Raw genomic sequence first — 21,048 nt, forward strand, 5'->3', positions numbered from 1 at the left:
CAGAAACACTCTGGCTATTACTAGCTACTATCAAGTATACGAAACATAAATCGCTGGTCTTTCTGCTATATTCTTTTTGCTGTATTGTTTAAAGAATATATGTAAAGGCTTAGGTAAAAACATTCGATATAGAAGTTGTAAAAGCTAATGAGAGAATTTTATAGGCCAATTTCGCCGCTAAAAAATCGCAACTATGGAAATTCTGGATAGGTGCGAGTTCAGTAATATCAGCACCTACAATAGTCCCCATCTTACTTGTTACTGTAATGATTTCCTGGACTTCATGCCAAAATAAACCATCTGGTTCAGGCGTTCCTGTTGCTGGCATTAGACTGGTATCAAATCCATCAACATCAAAAGTAAGATAAATTGGCCGATTTTTTAAATGAGAAGTCATTTCATGTACATTCCAGGACTTTTTATTTTTAGCCCAATAAATGTGAATACGATTACGATTCGCTTCAAAGAAAGAGATTTCTCCCATCGAAATGTTGCGAACACCTACTGAAACAACCTCAACATTAGGATGATCTAAACATCGTCTAATCACAGAAGCATGTGAATAATACTCGCCATGATACCCGTCACGTAAATCAGCATGTGCATCAAAATGTAAAATAGCTATATGCTCATACTTTTTAACGAAAGGACGAATAGATCCTGCAGTGATAGAATGTTCTCCACCAAAAACAAAAGGAAATTTTTTATCATCGAGAACCCGTCCCACTAATGTTTCTAATTGTTTCAATGCTTGTGACACATCATTTTCAATTATTGGCTCTTCAAGCGTAACTACATTGATGTGATGATAAGGCTCACACCAAAGCGTCTCATCAAATAATTCTAGTTCGTGAGAGGCCTGAATCATTGCCGCAGGCCCTTTAGCAGTTCCAGCACCATAACTGACAGAACGCTCAAGCCCAAAAGGAATAATTACTGCTTTCGCATGCTCATAACTCACCGAGTTTTCAAATTCGAGGCCCAAAAATGCTTCTTTAGAAGGTAGGCATTTCATCATTCAGCTTTAAATAATTGTGTATAGTGCCGACGCGGACGACTTTTCCAATAGCCTCGATGATAAGCATCGCTTGCTAAAAGCGGCAATACGGAAGTGGCTTCGGCATAAACCATCTGTTCATCAGTAATATCTACTTTTCCCCAGGAACAAGCTTCTTTTAGCGTTGAACTAGAACACGCACCATCCCGCACGTCCGCGACGGTAATTTGGACAGCATATTTATGTATATCAGCTTCTTTGCCGATCACTTCCGCACAAATGACAATATCTTGCACGAAGTTTTTGGGTACACCACCACCAATCATCAACAAACCCGTTGTGCCTGCTTTGATTTTAACATCTGTCAATTCGCGAAAATCACGAATCGCATCAATTGTCAAATGACGATCTGGATTTTCCACTTGATGTAATACTAATCCAAAACCTGCTGAAGAGTCGGTAAAAGCGGGACAAAAAACTGGAATATCATACTCATACGCGAGTTGTACCAATGATTCTTCTTTTTTAGCATTGCCCTTTGTAAGATAAGCCCCCATCTCACGAATAAATTCTCGAGAACTGTAAGGACGTGGAGAAAGGCTATTAGCAATTTCGTAAATAGTACGATCACAGCGTTGCAAATCCTCTTCGTCAATATAGGTATCGTAAATGCGATCAATGTATAGCTCACGCAATTGTCGATCATCAAATGACGGAGTACCTTGATAATGCCGAAAACCCAATGCTTCAAAAAAATCCATATCCACAATACTTGCACCTGTTGCAACGATAACATCCATCATGTTGTACTTCACCATATCTGCATAGAGTTTCATACAGCCACCTGCCGATGATGATCCCGCAATCGTTAAAATAATACTGCATTCTTTGTCTTGAAGCATTTGATTAAAAATACGTGTAGCTCTCGCAAGATCACGCGATGTAAAGGACATATGAGCCATTGAATCGATCAAAGGACGTGCATCAAAGTGCGTGATATCAATGTGTTCAATAGCTTGTTGCAAAAGTTCTGATTTCAAGGAAGAAAATGTTGGCAAAGTTTGGCTTTTCATCAGTGTTCCTTAGGGTTAGTGATTTTAGGCAGCAATAACTTCTAATGGCTCGTGTGTAATATAGTCATCGGAATACATCGTCATCAGTGGTTCATCTGCAACCATAATAACACCTTCTTTTTGTTTGAATCCGTTAAATTTGGTTGATAGTGTTCGACCATATGCTCCAATTTGACCAATCTCAATGTAATCTCCTGCTTCTACGTCATTGGGCAAATAAAAAGGACCTTTCATATAGTCTAAAGAATCACATGTAGGACCATAAAAGCTGAAGGGTAAGAGATCTACTGTTGTCGTGGGATTATTAACTCGTACTAAATGAACTGGAAAAATAAAATGTGGAATTCCAGCATCAAAAAGACTACCGTAAGTACCATCATTAATATAAAGCATATTATCTTTTCTAAGCTCCACATTAACAATCACTGATGTACTCTCCGCTACCAATGAGCGTCCCGGCTCGCACAATAATTGAATATGCGGGCGTTTCTGAACCACCTTAGCTAACTCGGCATGAATCGCATCAAAATAAACAGCTAACATGGGTGGGATCATTCCCGGATAAATTGAAGGAAATCCACCACCTACATTAAAAAATTCAATATCTACTTGTGCTTCGTTAATAACTTTATTTGCCATTCGAATCGCGATGCGATATGCATCTGGATGCATACATTGCGAACCCACGTGAAATGTAACACCGAGTTTGTAAGATACTTTACGGACTTGTTTTAATAGTGCAGGAGCTTCGTGCAAATCAATGCCAAATTTTTCTGTAAGATTAAATTCGGCAAAAGCGTTAGGAATCGCTAACCGCAAATAAAGACAAAGATCTTTTGCGTTCTCGGTAGAACGTATAATTTTATCCAGTTCATCTACACAATCTAACGAAAAATGACGGACCCCGTACTTGAAATACGCTTCTCGAATCACACGAGGAGATTTTACGGGATGCATAAAATAAAGCTCAGCGCTCGAGGCATACTTTTTAATGACACGAATTTCTTCGTAAGATGCAACGTCAAACGCAGTAACGCCTTGTGTATGGACAGCCTGAATTATATGTTTTTCCGGATTAGTTTTGACAGGATACAAAACCTGCCCACTAAATTTAGTGCAAAAATAATCGACCGCGCGATTTAAAGCAGCTGGCCTAAAAGCAAAAACAGGCTCTATGGGCCTGCTCTCAGCAATGGAAGCGATAGTTTGAAATTTCATCTCTGCATATAAAACCTATTCTGCCCTACTCTGGGAGTATAACTAATATTTTCGCCTATCAATATATCAGATCTAGTCCAATGTCAATTAAAAATATTATCCTTCCATCACATGTTATCTCCTCTATATCTCTACACCCTGATTTAGTTATGCAATCATCTTTATTTACTAATAAGAAAGATAGAACAATTTCGTTTGGTCCAGGTTCGTTAATAACTCATGAAATTATGGCGTATGTCATAAATTCTACACCAAAGAAAGCACGATAGTTCTAAACAGCATGATGAACTTTGCAAAAAAGATTTATAATGGCAAATTTGTTGCTAATCATCAACGGTGATCTTATCTATTTGGTACTCAAAATGAGCATCGATAATCTTGAGCCTAATTTAATAGATACGCTTATCAGCGTTACCATAAATAAAGTCGTAGTATTTCTAGCAAGTAGGAAAAATTTCTCCGAAACAACAGCAGGATAAATGATATACATATTCCAACTACTTATCCTCCAAGCCTTAAGTGGTTCATGATCTTGAACGTCATTGATATAAATGAATCGTTTCTCTACATCAAAGTAAATAAACATCTATGTAGACCATTAAATACAATATTGCATCAGCGAATTGTTTTTCTATAAGAACAAATCTTTCCCACAAACTTTTATGATTTTTATTATTGATGCCAAAATTTTTGTTTTGATTACATTGTAGTATTTAACTGTTTATATATAGTATTTACACATCACGCTGCACTTGCTTGCTGCAAGCTATTGATGCTATCTTTATTATTCTTTATGTTTTGAACCATATGATAAAAGCGTTTGTATGGCATTAAAATGTTTTTTTCTCTATTCTGAGTATGCTATTCCCCGCATTATAACCTCATCATAAACTCAGTTTTTTAGGTTTAGAGTATTAGTGGTGATTATCTTTCAACGCAATTATTGCTAGTGAATTTGTTTCCAGTTAAACGCAAATGCTTGAAAAGATGCTTGTTGGTATTACTAGTTTTTTCCATACAAGTGATTATGCAAATGATTGTTTAATCATTACCTTTAAAATTACTTTTGCTCATTTCTGCCTTGTTAATCATCCCTTTACCTTAATACTATTGTTTTGCACATCTTATTCGGTATCAACGTTATACCTGCTATTTCGGTTTTTACCCTAGAACAAAATATTTAAGAAATATTAAATTTATTGCAAGTTTTAGTACTAATTTTTTGTGAATACTCTCGCATTAGGTCAAAATCTATGGACTTTTTAGTCATCGTATGTTCTTAGATGCTTTACTGGATGTTCGGATTGCTCGAGATAAAAATAAATTTATTGATGTTAAAAAATTAATATCGTGATTGCAGTGGAAACGAGAGAAATAGTTACTAGAAAAATTATCGCTAAATGCTTTTTTAGTCTTTATTTTATTAGTATCACAAGAATTATTAGGCTAATCTCTATAAACGAACATGAGTAAAATCTCTACCCAGGAAGATCATTTATCAAAATATTAATGAGTAGCGAGTAATATCAGAAATAGTTTATTTAAGAGTAATCTTCATGACAAGACAGATAATTTACTTTTTAATTCTATTTTAAATGCATTCATTATTGTTCGATTACATCACGATCAACTTCTTTAGTGTAATATATCCTATTCGTTTTTTGATTGGTTAAATTATTATATTAGATCATTATACAATAAAACTTTTGTAACCGACTAGTAAAATAATGATTGAATTTCATGAAATTCAATCTTCTTTACAGATTCCAACTATTTTTTTGTATTTTAGCTGACGTTTTTGATATTAATTACAATTGCACATATTTTTCATTATGTTCCATTTCTATAATATAATAAGATAATTTTTATCACTAAATTTTCCAATATATTTTTGAAACATAAAATTAATTATGATGAAAACAAGAAATTTTAGTACTCGTATTTTCATCTTCAATTTTGATGCGAGTTTTTAGTAATAAAATAAATAATTTTTTTTTATATTTTCATAAAACTTACCCTTTGCTATTGCTTACTAAACACTAAACTTACTAAAAAATTCTGCAATTTCTTCGTAGTTTATTTTTTATATTAAAATCAATATATTTGTGTACCGATGTTTATGCAAGCACCGCAATAAGTACTTCTACTTCGTCTCAAATCTTTTGCTCAACTATAGATAAAAATTATCTTTAGCTGATAAAAATATCCTGGGAAAATAATGCATCATATTTAATATTAACAATGATAGTCAACGTCTTTAGAAATGATTGTGACAGTATGGTCTTTAAAAATTAGCTTCAATTATCTAGGAACTGGTTTAAATATGCATGAATTTCAGGAAATTGATCTTTATATACAGGTGATTAGGTTGTATTATAGTTCTGCGGTTGTACTTCCTTTTGTAAGTACATTAACTAAGGATAGTTTTCCACTTCAGTAAGGCATTCTAAATTTCTGAATTTTCAAGATACAATCAAGATTTATTGATATCGTTTCAAAAACCAAAAAATTCTAAGTATTAATTAATATGTTTGAATTCATCAATAAACAATAATATACTTATATCTGGGTACAATAATTGCATTTTTAATATATGTCATCTTGTTCATCTTGTTTTACTTTACGTAAAGTATATTACTAAAATAACAGGTAAATATCGTCAACCATATAATCTCTTATATGTTAATTCATTGAAAACTTTCAGTCATATTATAATTAATCTTATAATTATTCACTTTGCATTCATTGTATTAAAGTATTTTTTAAATGAACGTTGTAAACTTTTGATCATTATAACAACATATTAAAGCAATAAATATATATTTATATTAATAAAAATTTCTTTGTCAATGTCTTACTCATCGACTCAATATCGTTTTATATCTTGAAATAGTTATATTGAATTCTTGAAGGATATTATCAAAAAATGATGAAGAGTGATGAATCGTATAATGCATGACTCCCTTGTGATAATTAAAAATGGGATTATCCGTTTTTATTATAAAAGTATCTATATAGAATTTACTTTAGAGAATTAAGAAATTTATGAAATCAAAAAATCATATCAATAAAATAGTACTCTGCTTGCATTCTTGCAAAACGGAGAAACAATAGAAGAAATTAGTAAGAATAAAATCTTTATATTTGCTTTAACTCGACAACAAACTATATTTTGAAATGTAATTAACACAACGAAAGCTGCTTTATCTTAGATTAAGAAATAACTGTAAAAACAGTTAATTTATGACTTATAAATAAAAGTATGAAAAACAAATTTTCTACTTCTCCAGTAGTCTTATTACTTTTTTCCTTTCAAATATCCCCTTATTATATAATGAGAATTTTGATCAATATTGACTTTCGTAGACAGTTGTAAAAGCGAATCCTGTTTCACCGGAAACACTGAAAATAAAATTTAATTGTTTACTTTAAAATAATATTGAAAGATTCTAAAGATGAATCAATGTCTAAATTTGAACCTTTAAAATCTTTTCATATTTAAAGTTTTATCCGTATTTTTAATATATAATTCATATATTCAGTTTAAATTAATTGATTTCTAAGTTTTATAATCATAAAAATAAGTTAATCTAGATGTTCTAGGATTAAAACACCTACCTGCCTGTATTAAACCGAATTATGTTGTAAAATGTATTTTTTAAAAAGGTTTATGTATGTAAAAAGAATGCATTGTTATCATAAAATATACTAAAGATAGTATCTGCTAATAAAATTTAGAGTTCAAAATCATAAAAGCAAGAACAACATAATAGATCTAAAAACACTAATAGTAATGGTAGAATGGAAACACTATATCTAAATCTATTTGTATTAATTTTGTTCTATTTTTAAATTTGCTTAAATCTTTATCAAGGCTATTTAATTTCAGTTGATTAGAATTTTTATTCTCCATTAATTAATATCGTCTTCTCCTTTTAACTTGGACCTGAAAATAAATGGAATTTATGATCGCGCAATAAACAAATGAGATTGCCAATTCAACAATGACATAATGGTAGATTATAAAAAGGTAGATTATAAAAACGATTTACCAAATTCTACTAAATTTAATAACTTAATATAATTTGTAATAGTTGACATGAAAGATATATCATATCTAGTTTTTCTAGATATCTAAGTATTTATTTTAATTAATATTTTATAATAGATTTAAATAATTTTTTAAAAACCATGGTATCACTTCTTCTCAGGAAGATATTATTATTATTTGTGATTCTGGCGTGATGGTAAAACCAAGTTACTTAGAAAGCATGTCTATGGAATTTAAAAAAATCCCCATATCGTTTTGCACTTGGATCAATTTTGTAATAATCGAAAGGACTTATATCCTTTTCGTTATCCCAGCTTCGAAGAAGTGTTGGGAGACGATTGTATTAACAACTTAAATGGGAAAACAACGGTATTATCAAAGATGCTCTACATCATCGTAATTATGGTGCTTGTCTATCTGTCAAACGCGAGGATTCAATAAATAAATATTAGAGGTGCTGATAAACACATTGACTTTGTTGGTTATATCTGCAGTCCGTATGACTTAACATTTCGCTTAGTTAATTTAGGCAAATATAGGCAAACAGGAAATGTGGCATCCCGATGAATTTCTGTACCATACTTGACATCCTGGTGAAGCAGGAGTAACAACTATCTTGGACCGCGTATGATGGTCAGCATCTATCTACAACTGCCTTAGGATCCATTTACTCTTCAAGAATTTTCCCAAATGTTACGAATCGAGTTATAGCTGCTCTATATAGGTAATACAAATCTATCCAATTTTGAATTGGAATCATTGTTAATCTCTACAGAAAATTTCTTTTCTATAAAAAGATTTTTTTTTAGAAAGCTATAAAGCAATAAAATTAGGAGAAATAACATACTCACAATTTATTTATTCGGGATTTTTAATCACTAAAAAGAATAATCTATATCGCGCAATCCCTTTATTAGATACTTTGTGTAGCGAATCTTTTGTAATTGAAGATCAAGATATTGCTATGATTAAACGTATGATTTAACAACAAAATTTAATCAGACAATTTTGTTTATATCCTTTTTTTCAGCTTTTTATATTAGTCATTGCATAAAAAAATTCCTTAGACATGCCAGTAAATCGAAATTTACCACATTCTTCACTCCACAAAATCGGTATGAAAGCCTTAATAGTAAGGTGATCTACAAGAAAAATCGAATAAAATCATTCGATAACATAATTAATATGAATAAAAACATCAATAGTCTGATAAAAAACTATTAAAGAATTGTTAAAATTAGCACGAAAAAGTAAATTACATCTCAACTGGTTAGCTGGAGCATGACTAAATTTCGAAATAATTAATAGAGTTAAAATAAAAAAAGTTTTTTTTACTAACTAATTCCTTATTAGACTATTTGATCATTTATTTATTTATCCTATGCAAACATAAAAAATCTATAAAAATTAGAAAAATAAAAAACCCAGATATCTTATTTAATCTTTTCTAAAAAAGTTGTAAAAGAAAAAATATAAATTATTTTATAGTGACTAATCAATGTTATCTACAATATCGACTGTTATTTTTAGATTATGCTAAAAAAATGTCCAGAAATTCGCATTTTAATATTTAAATTATATTATAAATTACCCTAAACCTTCCTCTCATATTTTTATCAATGTGTTAACGCGCTTTAATGATTCTTGATAAGTAAAAAATATATCATCCAGAGGACCATACATTTTCATTATTCCATGTTCCAACCATAGTGCTTTGTTACAAAATCGTCTGAGCTCTTGAGTTGAATGCGACGCGATAATTAATATTCTGGATCTATATACGAGCTTTTCTAACCTTGCTTGAGCTTTTTTCATAAAGGTAGAATCTCCTACACTAATTACTTCGTCGATAAGTAAAATATCAGGCACAAGCATAGTAGATAAAGCAAATGCAAGACGAATTAACATACCAGAAGAATAAGTACGTACAGGCATTTTTAAAAAACTTCCGAGTTCAGTAAATTCTTCAATAGAAGGAATTAACACTTGTATTTGTTTTCGGGACAGACGTAACAACATACTTCTAATTTTTATGTTTTCATAACCAGAAGCTTCGTGATCTATGCCTAAAGGGATATCTAAAATGCTGCCAACTCTACCATCTACCTTAATCCTGCCTTTTTGCGGCTCATAAATACCAGCTAATACTTTCAACAGAGTCGATTTCCCAGAACCATTGGGTCCTATTAAAGCTATACGATCACCATCACAAAGCGACAAATTAATATCTTTTAAAGCCTCTACGGTAATGATAGAATCAGTAAATTTTAACATTCCTCCTGTAGCAACGATTTCCAACAAACCTTTTTTTAGAGAACGACTACCAAAACCATAAATTGGAAAATTTAAACCGACATGTTCTAATTGAATATTAGCCATCAGTTGATCCAAAAAGCGATTTTTCTTCGGAATTTTGTAAAAAATAAAAATGTGATGGCAGAACCTATGAATAAGAAAGCAATCCCAAATACCCAGCTAGAGTTTTGCGGTAATACTCCGATAAGAGGAGATCTTACTAAATCTAAAAAATAATAAAAAGGATTGCATAAAAAAACCGCAAGATGCTGATGCAACTGTTCAGGCTGCCAAGTAATAGGAGAAACAAAGAATGCTACGGTAATAAGGCTCCCAACTATTTGGGCAAAATCCTGATATCGGGTGCCAACCATACCAACGAAAACAGAAATCCATAACATATTTAGTGTAACTAAAAATATCCCTGGAATAAAAACAAGAAACTGCCAAAATGGATTTTTGTGAAAAATCAACATTACGAGCGGATATACTACAAAATTATGGGCAAAAATAATTAAGTGACGAAAAACTAATTTAAAAGCTTGTAATAAATAGGGTATTTTCATTTGAGTAATATAAGTTTTTGCTTCTTGAAATAAATTGGTGCTTTCTATAATGAGCGAAGATATGAATGTCCACGTTAACATTCCTGAAACAAGAAAAGGCAAATAAGACCTGGTATGCTGCTGAAATAACTTACTATATACAATGCCAATGGCCCCAATAAAAACACTCATACTAATTGTAATCCACCAAGGTCCCAATACTGATCTTTTATATCGCCACCTAATTTCAGCCCAACCTAAATAGATCCAAAAGCGAGCCATGTAAAATACCTCTATAAAATCTTTTCGAGCAAGTTGTAATTGTTCCTGTTGTAAATAAGCTTTAAACATATGTTCTCCGTCAATCAATATTTAAAATATAACTATATACTAACTACCTTAAAAATAAAAAACGAAACATCGAATCTTTATAATCAATACATACGAAATCTACTGCCATAGAGCTCATCATAACCAATATATTTCCACATTTTGATAAAATTTCATATACTTTCATGACTTGACTTTCAATAAAGCTACATTTGTAAAAATCCAAATAAAAATAGAAATATTAAAACGTGAAACAGCCAATAACTTGATTTTATTCAAGTAGTTACATGTAACTCTCCACATGTAATCTCTGATTAGAAAGATTAAATATATCTCAAAAAGATTAATTGCATCCAACAGATTATGTAATAAATAAGTACGGATATTATTTAACTAAATATTTTGAAAAGAGTTTTGGTAACTATTGTAGCTAATCGCTTAAATAGTTAACAATAATATCGGTACAAAGATCAAACTTCTCCTCCAATTCTCCAAGAGTTAGGCAGTTCAGGAGCTCTAAAAATTTAAAAAATATAATTTAATAATTTGATATCCCTAAGAATGCACAACCACAATACGGATCACCAGTTTCTATCAGCAAATACAACAGTATTAGCAAGAAAATACAGGTTCTACATAGTAGGCCATAGTAATTCGTATAACATATACATCATAATGGTGATGTAGGATAGTATCCAAATACTTATAGTATCACGGAAAGCAATATCAATTTTTCTATCCTTGATTATTATATCTGAATTAAAAGTAAAGATTAAATGCATAAGTTGAGTCAATAGCAATGCTATATTTTTATGATATACTATCGAACTATGAGAAGTTATGTAACGCAAATACATTACTTAAACGATACATGTTACCTAATGAATAAGCTAACACCGAAGAAACATCTGATAAAATATTTAAAGATAATTAGTAAGAAGGTAAAATATATCTGTCAATACAATCACTTTTATTATCTATTAATTAGATAGATTCAGACTAGTAAAGTTCATTTAAGATCGAAAATATATACGAAATAGTCATCAGCATTCTACTAAATAGGCTTAAATTAACGTTGCTACCATCATCATCTTAATATGTTTATTTTTGATGGATTTATTTTAAAAATACTTAGAAGAGAAGGAAAAAATGATAAATCTTTATAATGAAGTGCTACTTATTATTTTATGTTTATCAATCAGTTGTATTGATAGAAAGCTATTTAACGATGCATTTTTTAAATATGTTCTAAATGTATTCTAAAGAAATTATTGCTAAAGAAATTATTGGTGAAAATTTCTCAAATATATGTTTTCTATGTCTTCAGAACTATAATGAAGTTTTGATTTAGATTGTATCGTAAGATGGATACTATTCTAACGGTCTCTGTCAAAGTATTTTTTAGAGAGGATCACAAGTATCAGTGCAGTTTTTCTTTTATAGATCATTTTTGATTAATTAATACTTAGATAACTATTTCTGAGAAGAAAATTTTCTTAAAATGGAAAAACACACAAGTATGCATTTAACTGTGCAATGTAGTGCATAATGTCTTTATTAAGCATGACATCTAATTCAGGATTTTGGTCATTTTTTAATATAGAAAAAATAATCACAGATGAATTAAGTAGCTGTGTTAATAATAGAAACTAGATGAATTCTTGTACCACTAAATTATATATTTTTTATTCTAGAAATTTGAAATACTTTCTTAATATCTTAATAAATTGCAGCTATTTTTCCTTCTCAAAAAATTACATCTACCAGAATTATTTAAAAAAAAAATTTGGAAATCCACTATATCTATATATCGCGATTCTGTATTACGATTGTATCTCACGTCTTAAAAAACCGTAGAAGTAGATATTTTTATTTCTTATTCAATAAGAGTATTAGCGATCATATTCCATACCATTGATCTATCTTGCTGTTAGAATTGTTTACTAAATAGTTCATACATATAAATTCTATCTTCTAGAAAGATAACTTCTTTTTCCAGTGTCACTGCACTTGTAAGAAAATACTGATCATGTAATCAGTCGGACTTCATTAGATTGCTTTATTCATTATGAAGTATAAAAAAATTTACTTTGATAGCAAATATTTTTATTTCTACTACATCAGATTAAAAAACTATCTTGTGTCTCAAACAAAATGCTTTTCAAATTACTAATGGAATATCCTAAATAATGACAGAAATTTCTTACGAATTCATTTCGCTCAATAATAAATACTCATTCGAATACTACCTTTCAACTTTTATTTTGTAGATAATTAGTTTTATACAGAGGAAAGAGGAACTTTACTTTTCGGAGTGACATAACCATTGCTTTTTTATTCGGTCGTCGATAAGATTTAGGCATGAGATCGCCAATTAATGTAAGGCTCACAAATTTCCTTGCATTATCTCCTTATACCACCTCACATCTATCTAAAATAAAATTTACGTCCATTTGTATTCTGAACACCTGAACACCGTTTTGTATTAACAGCTTCATCATTAATAGATTTTTCATATCATTAATTAAGTACTATAGTTGCAAATTAAAACACAGCTTGACTTTATTATGCACTTCAAACTAATATTACCTAAGTTCCGAAAATATTGGAGTGGGCAGGATGGAAACTATTCTAGTTACGGGAGGCGCTGGTTATCTTGGCTCAGTGTGTGTTCCAGAATTGCTAACTCAAGGATACAAAATTACTGTTATTGATAATTTCCGTTACAAACAGAATAGTCTAAACACTGTTTGCCATCACAAAAATTTCGAGATAATCAAAGGCGACGTCCGTTTAAAATCAACCATGTTGCCTCTAATTAAAAAGGTTGACTACATTTTACCTCTTGCTGCATTAGTAGGTGCCCCTTTATGTAATCAAGATCCTCTTACAGCAACAGCTGTCAATAAGGAAGCTATTTTGATGATGTTGGATAACATTAGCTCTCAGCAACGCATCATCATGCCAACTACAAACAGCGCCTACGGTTCCGGAGATGCAGATAATTTCTGCGATGAAACTTCTCCACTAAATCCTATTTCTCATTATGCAATTGAAAAAGTAGAGGTAGAAAAAGCATTGATGGAACATCCCAATGCTATCAGTTACCGATTGGCGACGGTATTTGGTATGTCTCCAAGGATGCGTTTGGATTTGCTGGTTAATGATTTCACCTACCGCGCTGTTTATGATGGCTTCTTGGTATTATTTGAAGGAAATTTTAGACGCAATTACATTCACATCAGAGATGTAGCCAGGGCATTTTCGCATGCCATAACTCATTTTGATTTATTAAAAGGCGAAATTTTTAACGTTGGTTTATCCAACGCAAATCTGTCCAAACTAGAATTATGTGCAAAAATCAAAGCTAATTTACCTAATTTTCATTATATCGAAGCTTCTTATGGAAAAGATCCTGATCAAAGAAATTATGTTATTTCAAATAAAAAAATAGAAAATACAGGTTATAAACCACAATATTCTATCAACGATGGCATCATTGAATTGATAAAGGGTTATACTATGCTAAGGAACAGCATATACTCCAACGTATAATGACATCAACATATAATAGCATTTTAAAACGAAGGGAGGTTCTGTGAACAAAAAGCCAACCATCGTACTCATTAATCCTGGTAGCACCCAAACGGTTTACCAAAGATTAAATAACCGACTTTCAGCCATTGAGTCCCCTTCTTTAGCTGCCCTTTTTGCGACCTATTTTCGTAACCACGGTTGTGAGGTTCGACTTATTGATGCATCGGCAGAAAATTTATCACCCATGATGGTAGTAGAAAAAATAGAGCAGGACAGTCAATTTCCTACTTTGTTTCCTACTTTGATTGTTTTAGTTATTTATAGTTTTCAGCCTTCTGCTTCTACACAAAACATGCCTGCATCAGGAGAAATTGCTTCTGTAATAAGAAAGACCAGTCTTGATTACAAAATCCTGATGACTGGAACTCACCCAGCTGCTTTACCACCGCGAACGATGCAAGAAGAAGAGGTCGATTTTGTTTGTGATCGTGAAGGATCACAAACCATTTTACAAACTGCTCTCGAACTCACCAAAAAATCTCCGCAATTTGCAAAAATAAAGAGTTTACGGTACCGAGAAGGGCAACGCATTATTGGCAATGAACCTGAAGAATTACTTATTAACCTAGAATCAACTATGGCCCATGGTTCTTGGGACTTATTACCAATGGATCGCTACCGCGCACATAATTGGCATTGTTTTGAACATATTGACGAGCAACAGCCTTATGTTTCTTTGTACACTTCATTAGGATGCCCTTACAAATGTTCCTTTTGTTGTATTAATGCACTTTTTAGTAAATCATCTTATCGTGTGTGGTCACCGGAAACCGTTTTAAAAAACATTGATAGATTAGTAAAAAATTATGGAATTAGAAATATTAAGTTTGCTGATGAAATGTTCGTACTAAATCGCAACCACGTCCTTGATATTTGCGATTTAATAATTCAACGTGATTATGACCTAAATATTTGGGTTTATACTCGCGTTGATACCATTAAAGACGAATTTTTAGATAAATTAAAAAGGGCTGGTTTTCGTTGGCTTACGCTAGATATCGAATCAGGAAGTAAGTATGTGCGCAATAAAATTAAACAAGGTCGACTGGAGAGCAAAGAAATACTGCAAGTAGTGAAAAAAATCCAAGATGCTGGTATTAATGTTATTGGAAATTATATTTTTGGTTTACCAGGTGATGATCATAAATCAATGCGAGAAACATTGAACTTGGCCATCGAAGCGAATTGCGAATTTGCTAATTTCTATAGTACAATGGCTTATCCAGGATCTAAATTGTATACAATAACGACAACCGATAGGTGGCAATCACCGAATTCATGGATTGGGTATTCTCAACATAGCTATGAATGTACGCCTTTATCCACAGAATATCTAACCGCTGCCGAAGTTCTTACTTTTTGTGATCAAGTATTCAAAACCTATTTTTCAAATTCTCGTTATCTAAATTTAATAAAAGCAAAATTTGGTCAAAAAGTGATTAATCATGTTAAAGATATGTTATCGATTACTTTATCTAGAAAACTACTAATTGGGCAAGTAGTTGCTATATGATTATCAGTCGTACACCATTTCGAATTTCTTTTTTTGGAGGAGGTACTGATTTTCCCGAATGGTACGAGAAGAATGGTGGTAGTGTTATCAGTGCAAGTATTGATCGCTATTGTTATATTTCTTGTCGACATCTGCCGCCCTTTTTTGAGCATAAACATCGCGTAGTTTATTCAATCATAGAAAACACAAAAAGTTATCATGATATTCAGCATCCTTCTGTTAAAGCCGTATTGTCGCGCCTAAAGCAAGAAGAAGGTGTCGAAATTCACTATAACGCTGATTTACCTGCACGTTCTGGGTTAGGTTCTAGTAGTTCCTTCACTGTAGGATTATTACACGCTTTATTAGCGTTACGCGGTCAACGGATTGAGCCAAAACAACTATCTCAAGAAGCGATCCATATTGAACGTGAAATTATTCAGGAGGCTGTCGGTTGTCAAGATCAGATTGCAGCTGCGTATGGGGGATTCAACAACATTATATTCCAAAAGGACTATGATCACAAAGTTACGCCCATTATTGTCGATAAAGAAAGATTAAACGCTCTACAAGATAACTTGATGCTTTATTTTACAGGGTTTTCGCATTACGCCACCGAAATTGAATCCTCCAAAGTTAAAAATTTTAGTACGAAAAAAAATCTTTTGCGTACCATATATGCAATGGTCGGTGAGGCAACCTCCATCATTTCAAATCCTCAAACCTCGTTAGATGAATTTGGAAAGTTATTAGATGAAGCTTGGCAATGTAAAAAAGAATTATCTGATAAAGTCTCCTTACCAGAAATTGACCATATGTATGAAACAGCTAAAAAGGCTGGTGCAAAAGGTGGTAAAATTCTCGGTGCTGGTGGGGGAGGATTTTTACTACTTTATGCCGATTCAAAGGCACAAATACGTATCAGAGAGGAGCTTAAGCATTATATCCATGTGACTTTTCGTTTTGAACATGAAGGAAGTCAAATTGTCTTATACAAGCCGTATGGTTTTTGATGAGAAATAGCCGAATTTTGATCTTTGGTGCCGATAAAATGTTAGGTCATACATTGATTTCGTACTTAACCAAAGATACCCAAAATGACTTACTTCCTATAAAGGAAAATGAGGTTGATAGGTATAATTTGGGTGACATCTTATTACTACTTCAAAAGTATGCTCCTCACCAGGTCATCTCCCTACTGGGGAAAAGTGGTGGAATTAATCTTAATCAAGCTATTCCCGCTGACTTAATGATTGACAATTTATTAACTACGTTAAATGTGATGCGAGCTTGTCATCAGTCAAATATTCAAAAAGCTGTTTTTTTAGGCTCCTCTTGTATGTATCTTGCAAATGTCTTTCAACCATTACAAGAACACTTTCTTTTTAGAAATTATTTAGAACCAACAAGCCAATCTTATACAGTTGCTGCATTGTCTGTTTTCCAACTCCGTGAAGCATTTAACAAACAATACGGCACGAATTTTATCTTCGCGATTCCTAACACTCTATATGGTCCTTATGATAATTTTGATTCTGACAGCGCTCATGTGGCGAGTGTCTCAATTAGTAAATTTCATCAGGCCAAATTAAATCAATATGCTCAAATGGTACTATGGGGCTCAGGATCACCTAAACGCGAATTTATATATTATAGATAATGCAATCAGAGCTGTGGTGCGGTTGTTAGCGAGCGATGCTACTGAAAATATCAATCCTATCAACATTAGTTGCAATTACGACATTAATATCAAACACTTGGCGGAAATAATAGCAAATGTAGTGGGATTTAAAGGTAAGATTATTTGGGATCACAGCAAGCCAGTATGTATCTCACTTGGATAAGGAGCAATGCAGATGATCAAATTTACATGTACAATGATCAATCCAACAGAATTTTTGATGCGTACTAAACAGTATCAATCAGAATTTTTATTAAAACTCTATCACGATATGTGACGTATTCGTATGATTGAAGAGGCTATCGAATACGATTATCAAAAAGATCGAATAAAGTTACCTGTACATTTGGTTATTGGCCAAGAAGCTAGTGTGCTCTGTAGGCTGTAATATAAGTAGGATAATCGCTCTTTAACGAGAATTGAAAGCTTTCTTCGATTTCTGTTTGGATTTTATTTTTATAACCCTTATCAAAATGTGCATTTAAAATCTGGCGTTCTTGTAATGCTGTTTTTAAAATTTCTATAGGATCTTGTTGAATCCAATGTTGGATTTCTTTAACATCTCGATACCCTATCACTGAATCGTCTCCAGCGCCATGATGACCACGCCAACAATAAGTGTTGATAACAAGATGTATCTTTATCTTGAATGATCTTGCATGGTGATACTTACTCTTCCTGCCCATTAAATTTGATGAGAGAGTCTTATTTGAGATATTTCCGTGAAAAAGTATCCTATTATTGGTAAAAATAACTACTACCTCACAAGTCAGGCATTATAATCGCCTCACGTTACGAAATAAACAAGTTGTTTCTTTTCAGGCAGCTGAGATTAAGCTGAATTGGATTAATGCAGGTATCTACTTGGTTTCTCCTGAACTTACTAGGCATTTATCTCGCTTAGGCCAAGACCCGTTTTCATTTGAAAATGATTTTCTAAATACTCATTGCCAACGCTATTTTTTCATGTTTTCCCTTTCATAGGTACTTTTATTGGTATTGGTGTTCCAGAAGACTATTATCTCTTTCGAAAGAAGATACAGACAGAAGAAATATCATCATGGATCGAATAAATTTATCTCTACTCTTACCAACGAGAGCACGTCCTCAACGGTTGAGGTAATTTTTGAATTCTGCTCACCAGACTGCGCTGCATCCAGAAAACATAGAAGTCGTTTTATTTATTGACAGTAATGATAATTCCATGCACGATTTTGAATACAAAAAACTTAAAATAAAAAAATTAGTTCAACCGCGCAATACAATGGGTTTTTACAACATCACCTGCTTTAAAGTCTCTAAAGGAGCAATTATTATCGCCATTAACGATGATGTTCTGTAAATTGGGATAAAAAAAATCGTAGACTTTCATTGCATGCAACCTAATACCATTTACCTAGCTTATCCAAATAATTTGAATAAAAAAATCATTGCCTACTTTTCCGATTTTGTCTCGAACCACTTGTAAAACACTCCAAGCCGTTTTCCCAACTGCCTATAAAGGTTCTTTCTTAGATTTACACTTGTATGACATTTTTATGAGATTAAAAAAACTCCACTTACATCGAGTATTTTTTTTAAAAGAAATTGTTTTAAACATCTTCATTTCCGTAATAAAAAGTCTTTTATTTCTTTTATTGATGAAACCTATAAATATCGCGATCGATTTAAAGATGACGAAACCTTCATTTCATTAGTCCAACTAAGAAAGCAAGAGGCGAATAGACTTACACAATACTGTTTAAAATCTTATGGTGGTTACGATAGCCCAGCAACCTATACCCCAACTTTTATTGTTAGACAAGACTTCATTAAAAGGATCATATTTTATTTTTTGAATTTTCTTTTAGACAGATCTTTGCCATTGGGATGGCGCATTCATCTATTCTGTTATTTTACGGGACGCCTCACTTTCATGAGATTTTTGGCTAATGGAACGTCCATAAATATCATCAAAACGTACCACATCGTCCTCCCCTAAATATTGACCACTTTGCATTTCAATCATTAACAGTAGCTCATCACTTAAGTTGCTTACTTGATGCTTTATACCTCTTTACAATATAAGTAGATTGGTTATGGTTCAACCTAAAAACAGCTCCTTCATTAATGACCTCCGCTGCACCGCTAATAACAACCCACTGTTCCGATCGACAATAATGTAGTTGCAATGAAAGCGCAGACTTTGGATTAATCATTAAATACTTTACTTGATAATTGATTCCTGCGACTAATTTCTCATAAAATCCCCACGGACGATATATGCGTTGTTTGTGCTCTGTGCCAACAAAATCTTGCTGTAATTTCATTGCCTTGACAATTACTTTGACTTCTTGCGGATACGATTTATCAATGATACAAAACGCATCTGGGGTACTAACTACAACCTTATCCTTAACACTAATAGTGAATATTCGCTCTATCTGAAAATTAGTAAGATAATTTTTGTACCTATCTTTTTATACCTATCTGTTACAATATTACGTATTTTCCCTTTATTATCACCTCCAACAGTTTCACTCATCAATAACCAATGATTAAGATCATTCTAATTCCAATTTCTTTTTAAAGAAAGTATGACTGCATCGATCTTTTCGATTTTCTCATAACTGAGAAAATTTTCTTAATAGGAATCAAAACCTTTATTCACCTCAACACTCTACAATAACGATTTTCATCAGATACATTATTTAAGAGAATATGATACGACTCGATTCCAAAGTAACTAACTTATTTTCTTATTTTTTCGTTAAATTTTCTAAGATTGACGGTTACTATGATGGTATTCTTAACACCACCTACAATGTCTAATCATTGGAAATAATGGGTTACAAAGATAAAACTAACAAACGCAGAGCCAAGACGCATCTATCGCCTTCAGGGTAATTATCTCAAAATTTCTACTCCTATTGTCAACAAACTATCATATATTATTCATACATTACTTTTACGTCTAATCCACCTTTTAACTTAAATATGGGTGGACGATGGGGCTCGAACCCACGACAACCGGATCCACAATCCGGGGCTCTGCCAACTGAGCTACGCCCACCAGATAATTATCCCTCTATAATTATGATTTTTTCAATACATTATTTTCCCTTAATAACCTATTCAAAACCGTCCATTGTCTCTTCTACTTGGGAAGAGATGATGTAGTTTTAAAAGCAATCCCAAAAGCGCGCCCGGCAGGACTTGAACCTGCTACCCTCGGCTTAGAAGACCGATGCTCTATCCAAGTGAGCTACGGGCGCCTAAGAACGTTTCTCTAAACTAAATTTCCCTACTGTCTTTTAGTTATTCTTACCACTACTGGCATCTCCTGATGGTGCGATATGCAGGATAGCAAAACTGTTTTCTATACTGTGCTATCAAAATTCAATGAATTTATGAATTTACCCCGGACTTAGCAGAATATCAACAGATATCATAGCGGTTCTTACCAAGTAAGCATACAAACGCTCGTATGCTAGCACATATTCTAAGTTAAGTCAGAGTCTCTTCTGCTATATATAATTTACTTGTTCTGTCTGATGGATGAAATACTTTGCTTATCAATGACAAAGGTCTTTAGTTTAGGCTTTCGTGGATTTCAAATGCTAAGATCATATTTTTTGAATGCTTATTGACTAAGAATATCAATACGAGCTGATGTAAAAACAATTATAATAATGATTGCGTTAAACACTTAAATAATCTAGTGCAATGAGTGGCTACAACATTTTACAGCAAGTATAACTTCCGTTTTTGTGTCCATCATGGAACCAAA

12 protein-coding genes and 2 tRNA genes are annotated in these 21,048 nt (G+C 32.4%); 4 read left to right on the forward strand and 10 right to left on the reverse strand.

Annotated features, from left to right (window positions below; all coding sequences use genetic code 11):
- Positions 1-109: 109 nt before the first annotated feature.
- The 5 genes from speB to CEAn_RS03020 form a co-directional block, all read right to left on the reverse strand.
- Positions 110-1,015, reverse strand: coding sequence for an agmatinase (gene speB, locus CEAn_RS02995; RefSeq protein ID WP_211924178.1), 906 nt, complete (start codon positions 1,013-1,015; stop codon positions 110-112).
- Positions 1,015-2,070: a 1,9-bis(guanidino)-5-aza-nonane synthase gene (locus tag CEAn_RS03000; protein ID WP_369804511.1), complete on the reverse strand. Its 1,056-nt coding sequence runs from the start codon at positions 2,068-2,070 to the stop codon at positions 1,015-1,017. Before CEAn_RS03000 ends, speB begins: the two co-directional genes overlap by 1 nt.
- A gap of 24 nt (positions 2,071-2,094) precedes the next feature.
- Positions 2,095-3,288, reverse strand: coding sequence for a type III PLP-dependent enzyme (locus tag CEAn_RS03005; RefSeq protein ID WP_211923728.1), 1,194 nt, complete (start codon positions 3,286-3,288; stop codon positions 2,095-2,097).
- 5,656 nt (positions 3,289-8,944) lie between these two features.
- Positions 8,945-9,718 (reverse strand): ABC transporter ATP-binding protein, encoded by a 774-nt coding sequence (locus CEAn_RS03015; protein ID WP_211923729.1) that lies wholly within the window; start codon positions 9,716-9,718, stop codon positions 8,945-8,947.
- On the reverse strand, positions 9,718-10,530 hold the full coding sequence (locus tag CEAn_RS03020) for an ABC transporter permease (protein WP_211923730.1): 813 nt from the start codon (positions 10,528-10,530) through the stop codon (positions 9,718-9,720). Before CEAn_RS03020 ends, CEAn_RS03015 begins: the two co-directional genes overlap by 1 nt.
- Before the next feature lie 2,598 nt (positions 10,531-13,128).
- Here CEAn_RS03020 and CEAn_RS03025 point away from each other — a divergent pair.
- Genes CEAn_RS03025 through CEAn_RS03040 form a run of 4 tightly spaced genes read left to right on the forward strand, consistent with a single transcriptional unit; the run spans position 13,129 to position 17,258 of the window.
- Positions 13,129-14,064 carry an NAD-dependent epimerase/dehydratase family protein gene (locus CEAn_RS03025; protein ID WP_211923731.1) on the forward strand — a complete coding sequence of 312 codons (936 nt, stop codon included), beginning with the start codon at positions 13,129-13,131 and terminating at the stop codon, positions 14,062-14,064.
- A gap of 43 nt (positions 14,065-14,107) precedes the next feature.
- Positions 14,108-15,619 carry a B12-binding domain-containing radical SAM protein gene (locus CEAn_RS03030; protein WP_211923732.1) on the forward strand — a complete coding sequence of 504 codons (1,512 nt, stop codon included), beginning with the start codon at positions 14,108-14,110 and terminating at the stop codon, positions 15,617-15,619.
- Positions 15,616-16,611: a GHMP family kinase ATP-binding protein gene (locus CEAn_RS03035; protein ID WP_211923733.1), complete on the forward strand. Its 996-nt coding sequence runs from the start codon at positions 15,616-15,618 to the stop codon at positions 16,609-16,611. The genes CEAn_RS03030 and CEAn_RS03035 overlap by 4 nt, the downstream gene beginning before the upstream one ends.
- A gap of 38 nt (positions 16,612-16,649) precedes the next feature.
- Positions 16,650-17,258, forward strand: coding sequence for an NAD-dependent epimerase/dehydratase family protein (locus CEAn_RS03040; RefSeq protein ID WP_244670118.1), 609 nt, complete (start codon positions 16,650-16,652; stop codon positions 17,256-17,258).
- 386 nt (positions 17,259-17,644) lie between these two features.
- Here CEAn_RS03040 and CEAn_RS03045 read toward each other — a convergent pair whose 3' ends face one another.
- From CEAn_RS03045 to CEAn_RS03065, 5 genes are all read right to left on the reverse strand, one after another.
- Positions 17,645-17,965, reverse strand: a complete 321-nt coding sequence (locus CEAn_RS03045) for a thiamine pyrophosphate-dependent enzyme (RefSeq protein WP_211923735.1) — start codon at positions 17,963-17,965, stop codon at positions 17,645-17,647.
- Between the two features lie 1,196 nt (positions 17,966-19,161).
- A complete protein-coding gene (locus CEAn_RS03710) occupies positions 19,162-19,287 on the reverse strand; it encodes a hypothetical protein (RefSeq protein WP_211923736.1) in 126 nt (41 codons plus the stop codon).
- Between the two features lie 13 nt (positions 19,288-19,300).
- Positions 19,301-19,588, reverse strand: coding sequence for a phosphomannose isomerase type II C-terminal cupin domain (locus tag CEAn_RS03055; protein WP_244670058.1), 288 nt, complete (start codon positions 19,586-19,588; stop codon positions 19,301-19,303).
- A 670-nt stretch (positions 19,589-20,258) separates the two neighbouring features.
- Positions 20,259-20,331: transfer RNA gene (locus tag CEAn_RS03060), tRNA-His, on the reverse strand.
- 128 nt (positions 20,332-20,459) lie between these two features.
- A tRNA-Arg gene (locus CEAn_RS03065) sits at positions 20,460-20,533 on the reverse strand.
- Positions 20,534-21,048: the final 515 nt, after the last annotated feature.

The organism is Coxiella endosymbiont of Amblyomma nuttalli, from assembly GCF_018107685.1.
Taxonomy (GTDB): Bacteria; Pseudomonadota; Gammaproteobacteria; order Coxiellales; family Coxiellaceae; genus Coxiella.

Excerpts from the sequence above, each read along its gene's own strand:
- speB (WP_211924178.1), bottom strand. The coding sequence starts at position 1,015 with ATGAAATGCCTACCTTCTAAAGAAGCATTTTTGGGCCTCGAATTTGAA.
- CEAn_RS03000 (WP_369804511.1), bottom strand. The coding sequence starts at position 2,070 with ATGAAAAGCCAAACTTTGCCAACATTTTCTTCCTTGAAATCAGAACTT.
- CEAn_RS03005 (WP_211923728.1), bottom strand. The coding sequence starts at position 3,288 with ATGAAATTTCAAACTATCGCTTCCATTGCTGAGAGCAGGCCCATAGAG.
- CEAn_RS03015 (WP_211923729.1), bottom strand. The coding sequence starts at position 9,718 with ATGGCTAATATTCAATTAGAACATGTCGGTTTAAATTTTCCAATTTAT.
- CEAn_RS03020 (WP_211923730.1), bottom strand. The coding sequence starts at position 10,530 with ATGTTTAAAGCTTATTTACAACAGGAACAATTACAACTTGCTCGAAAA.
- CEAn_RS03025 (WP_211923731.1), top strand. The coding sequence starts at position 13,129 with ATGGAAACTATTCTAGTTACGGGAGGCGCTGGTTATCTTGGCTCAGTG.
- CEAn_RS03035 (WP_211923733.1), top strand. The coding sequence starts at position 15,616 with ATGATTATCAGTCGTACACCATTTCGAATTTCTTTTTTTGGAGGAGGT.
- CEAn_RS03040 (WP_244670118.1), top strand. The coding sequence starts at position 16,650 with ATGTTAGGTCATACATTGATTTCGTACTTAACCAAAGATACCCAAAAT.
- CEAn_RS03045 (WP_211923735.1), bottom strand. The coding sequence starts at position 17,965 with ATGGGCAGGAAGAGTAAGTATCACCATGCAAGATCATTCAAGATAAAG.
- CEAn_RS03710 (WP_211923736.1), bottom strand. The coding sequence starts at position 19,287 with ATGATTGAAATGCAAAGTGGTCAATATTTAGGGGAGGACGATGTGGTA.
- CEAn_RS03055 (WP_244670058.1), bottom strand. The coding sequence starts at position 19,588 with ATGAAATTACAGCAAGATTTTGTTGGCACAGAGCACAAACAACGCATA.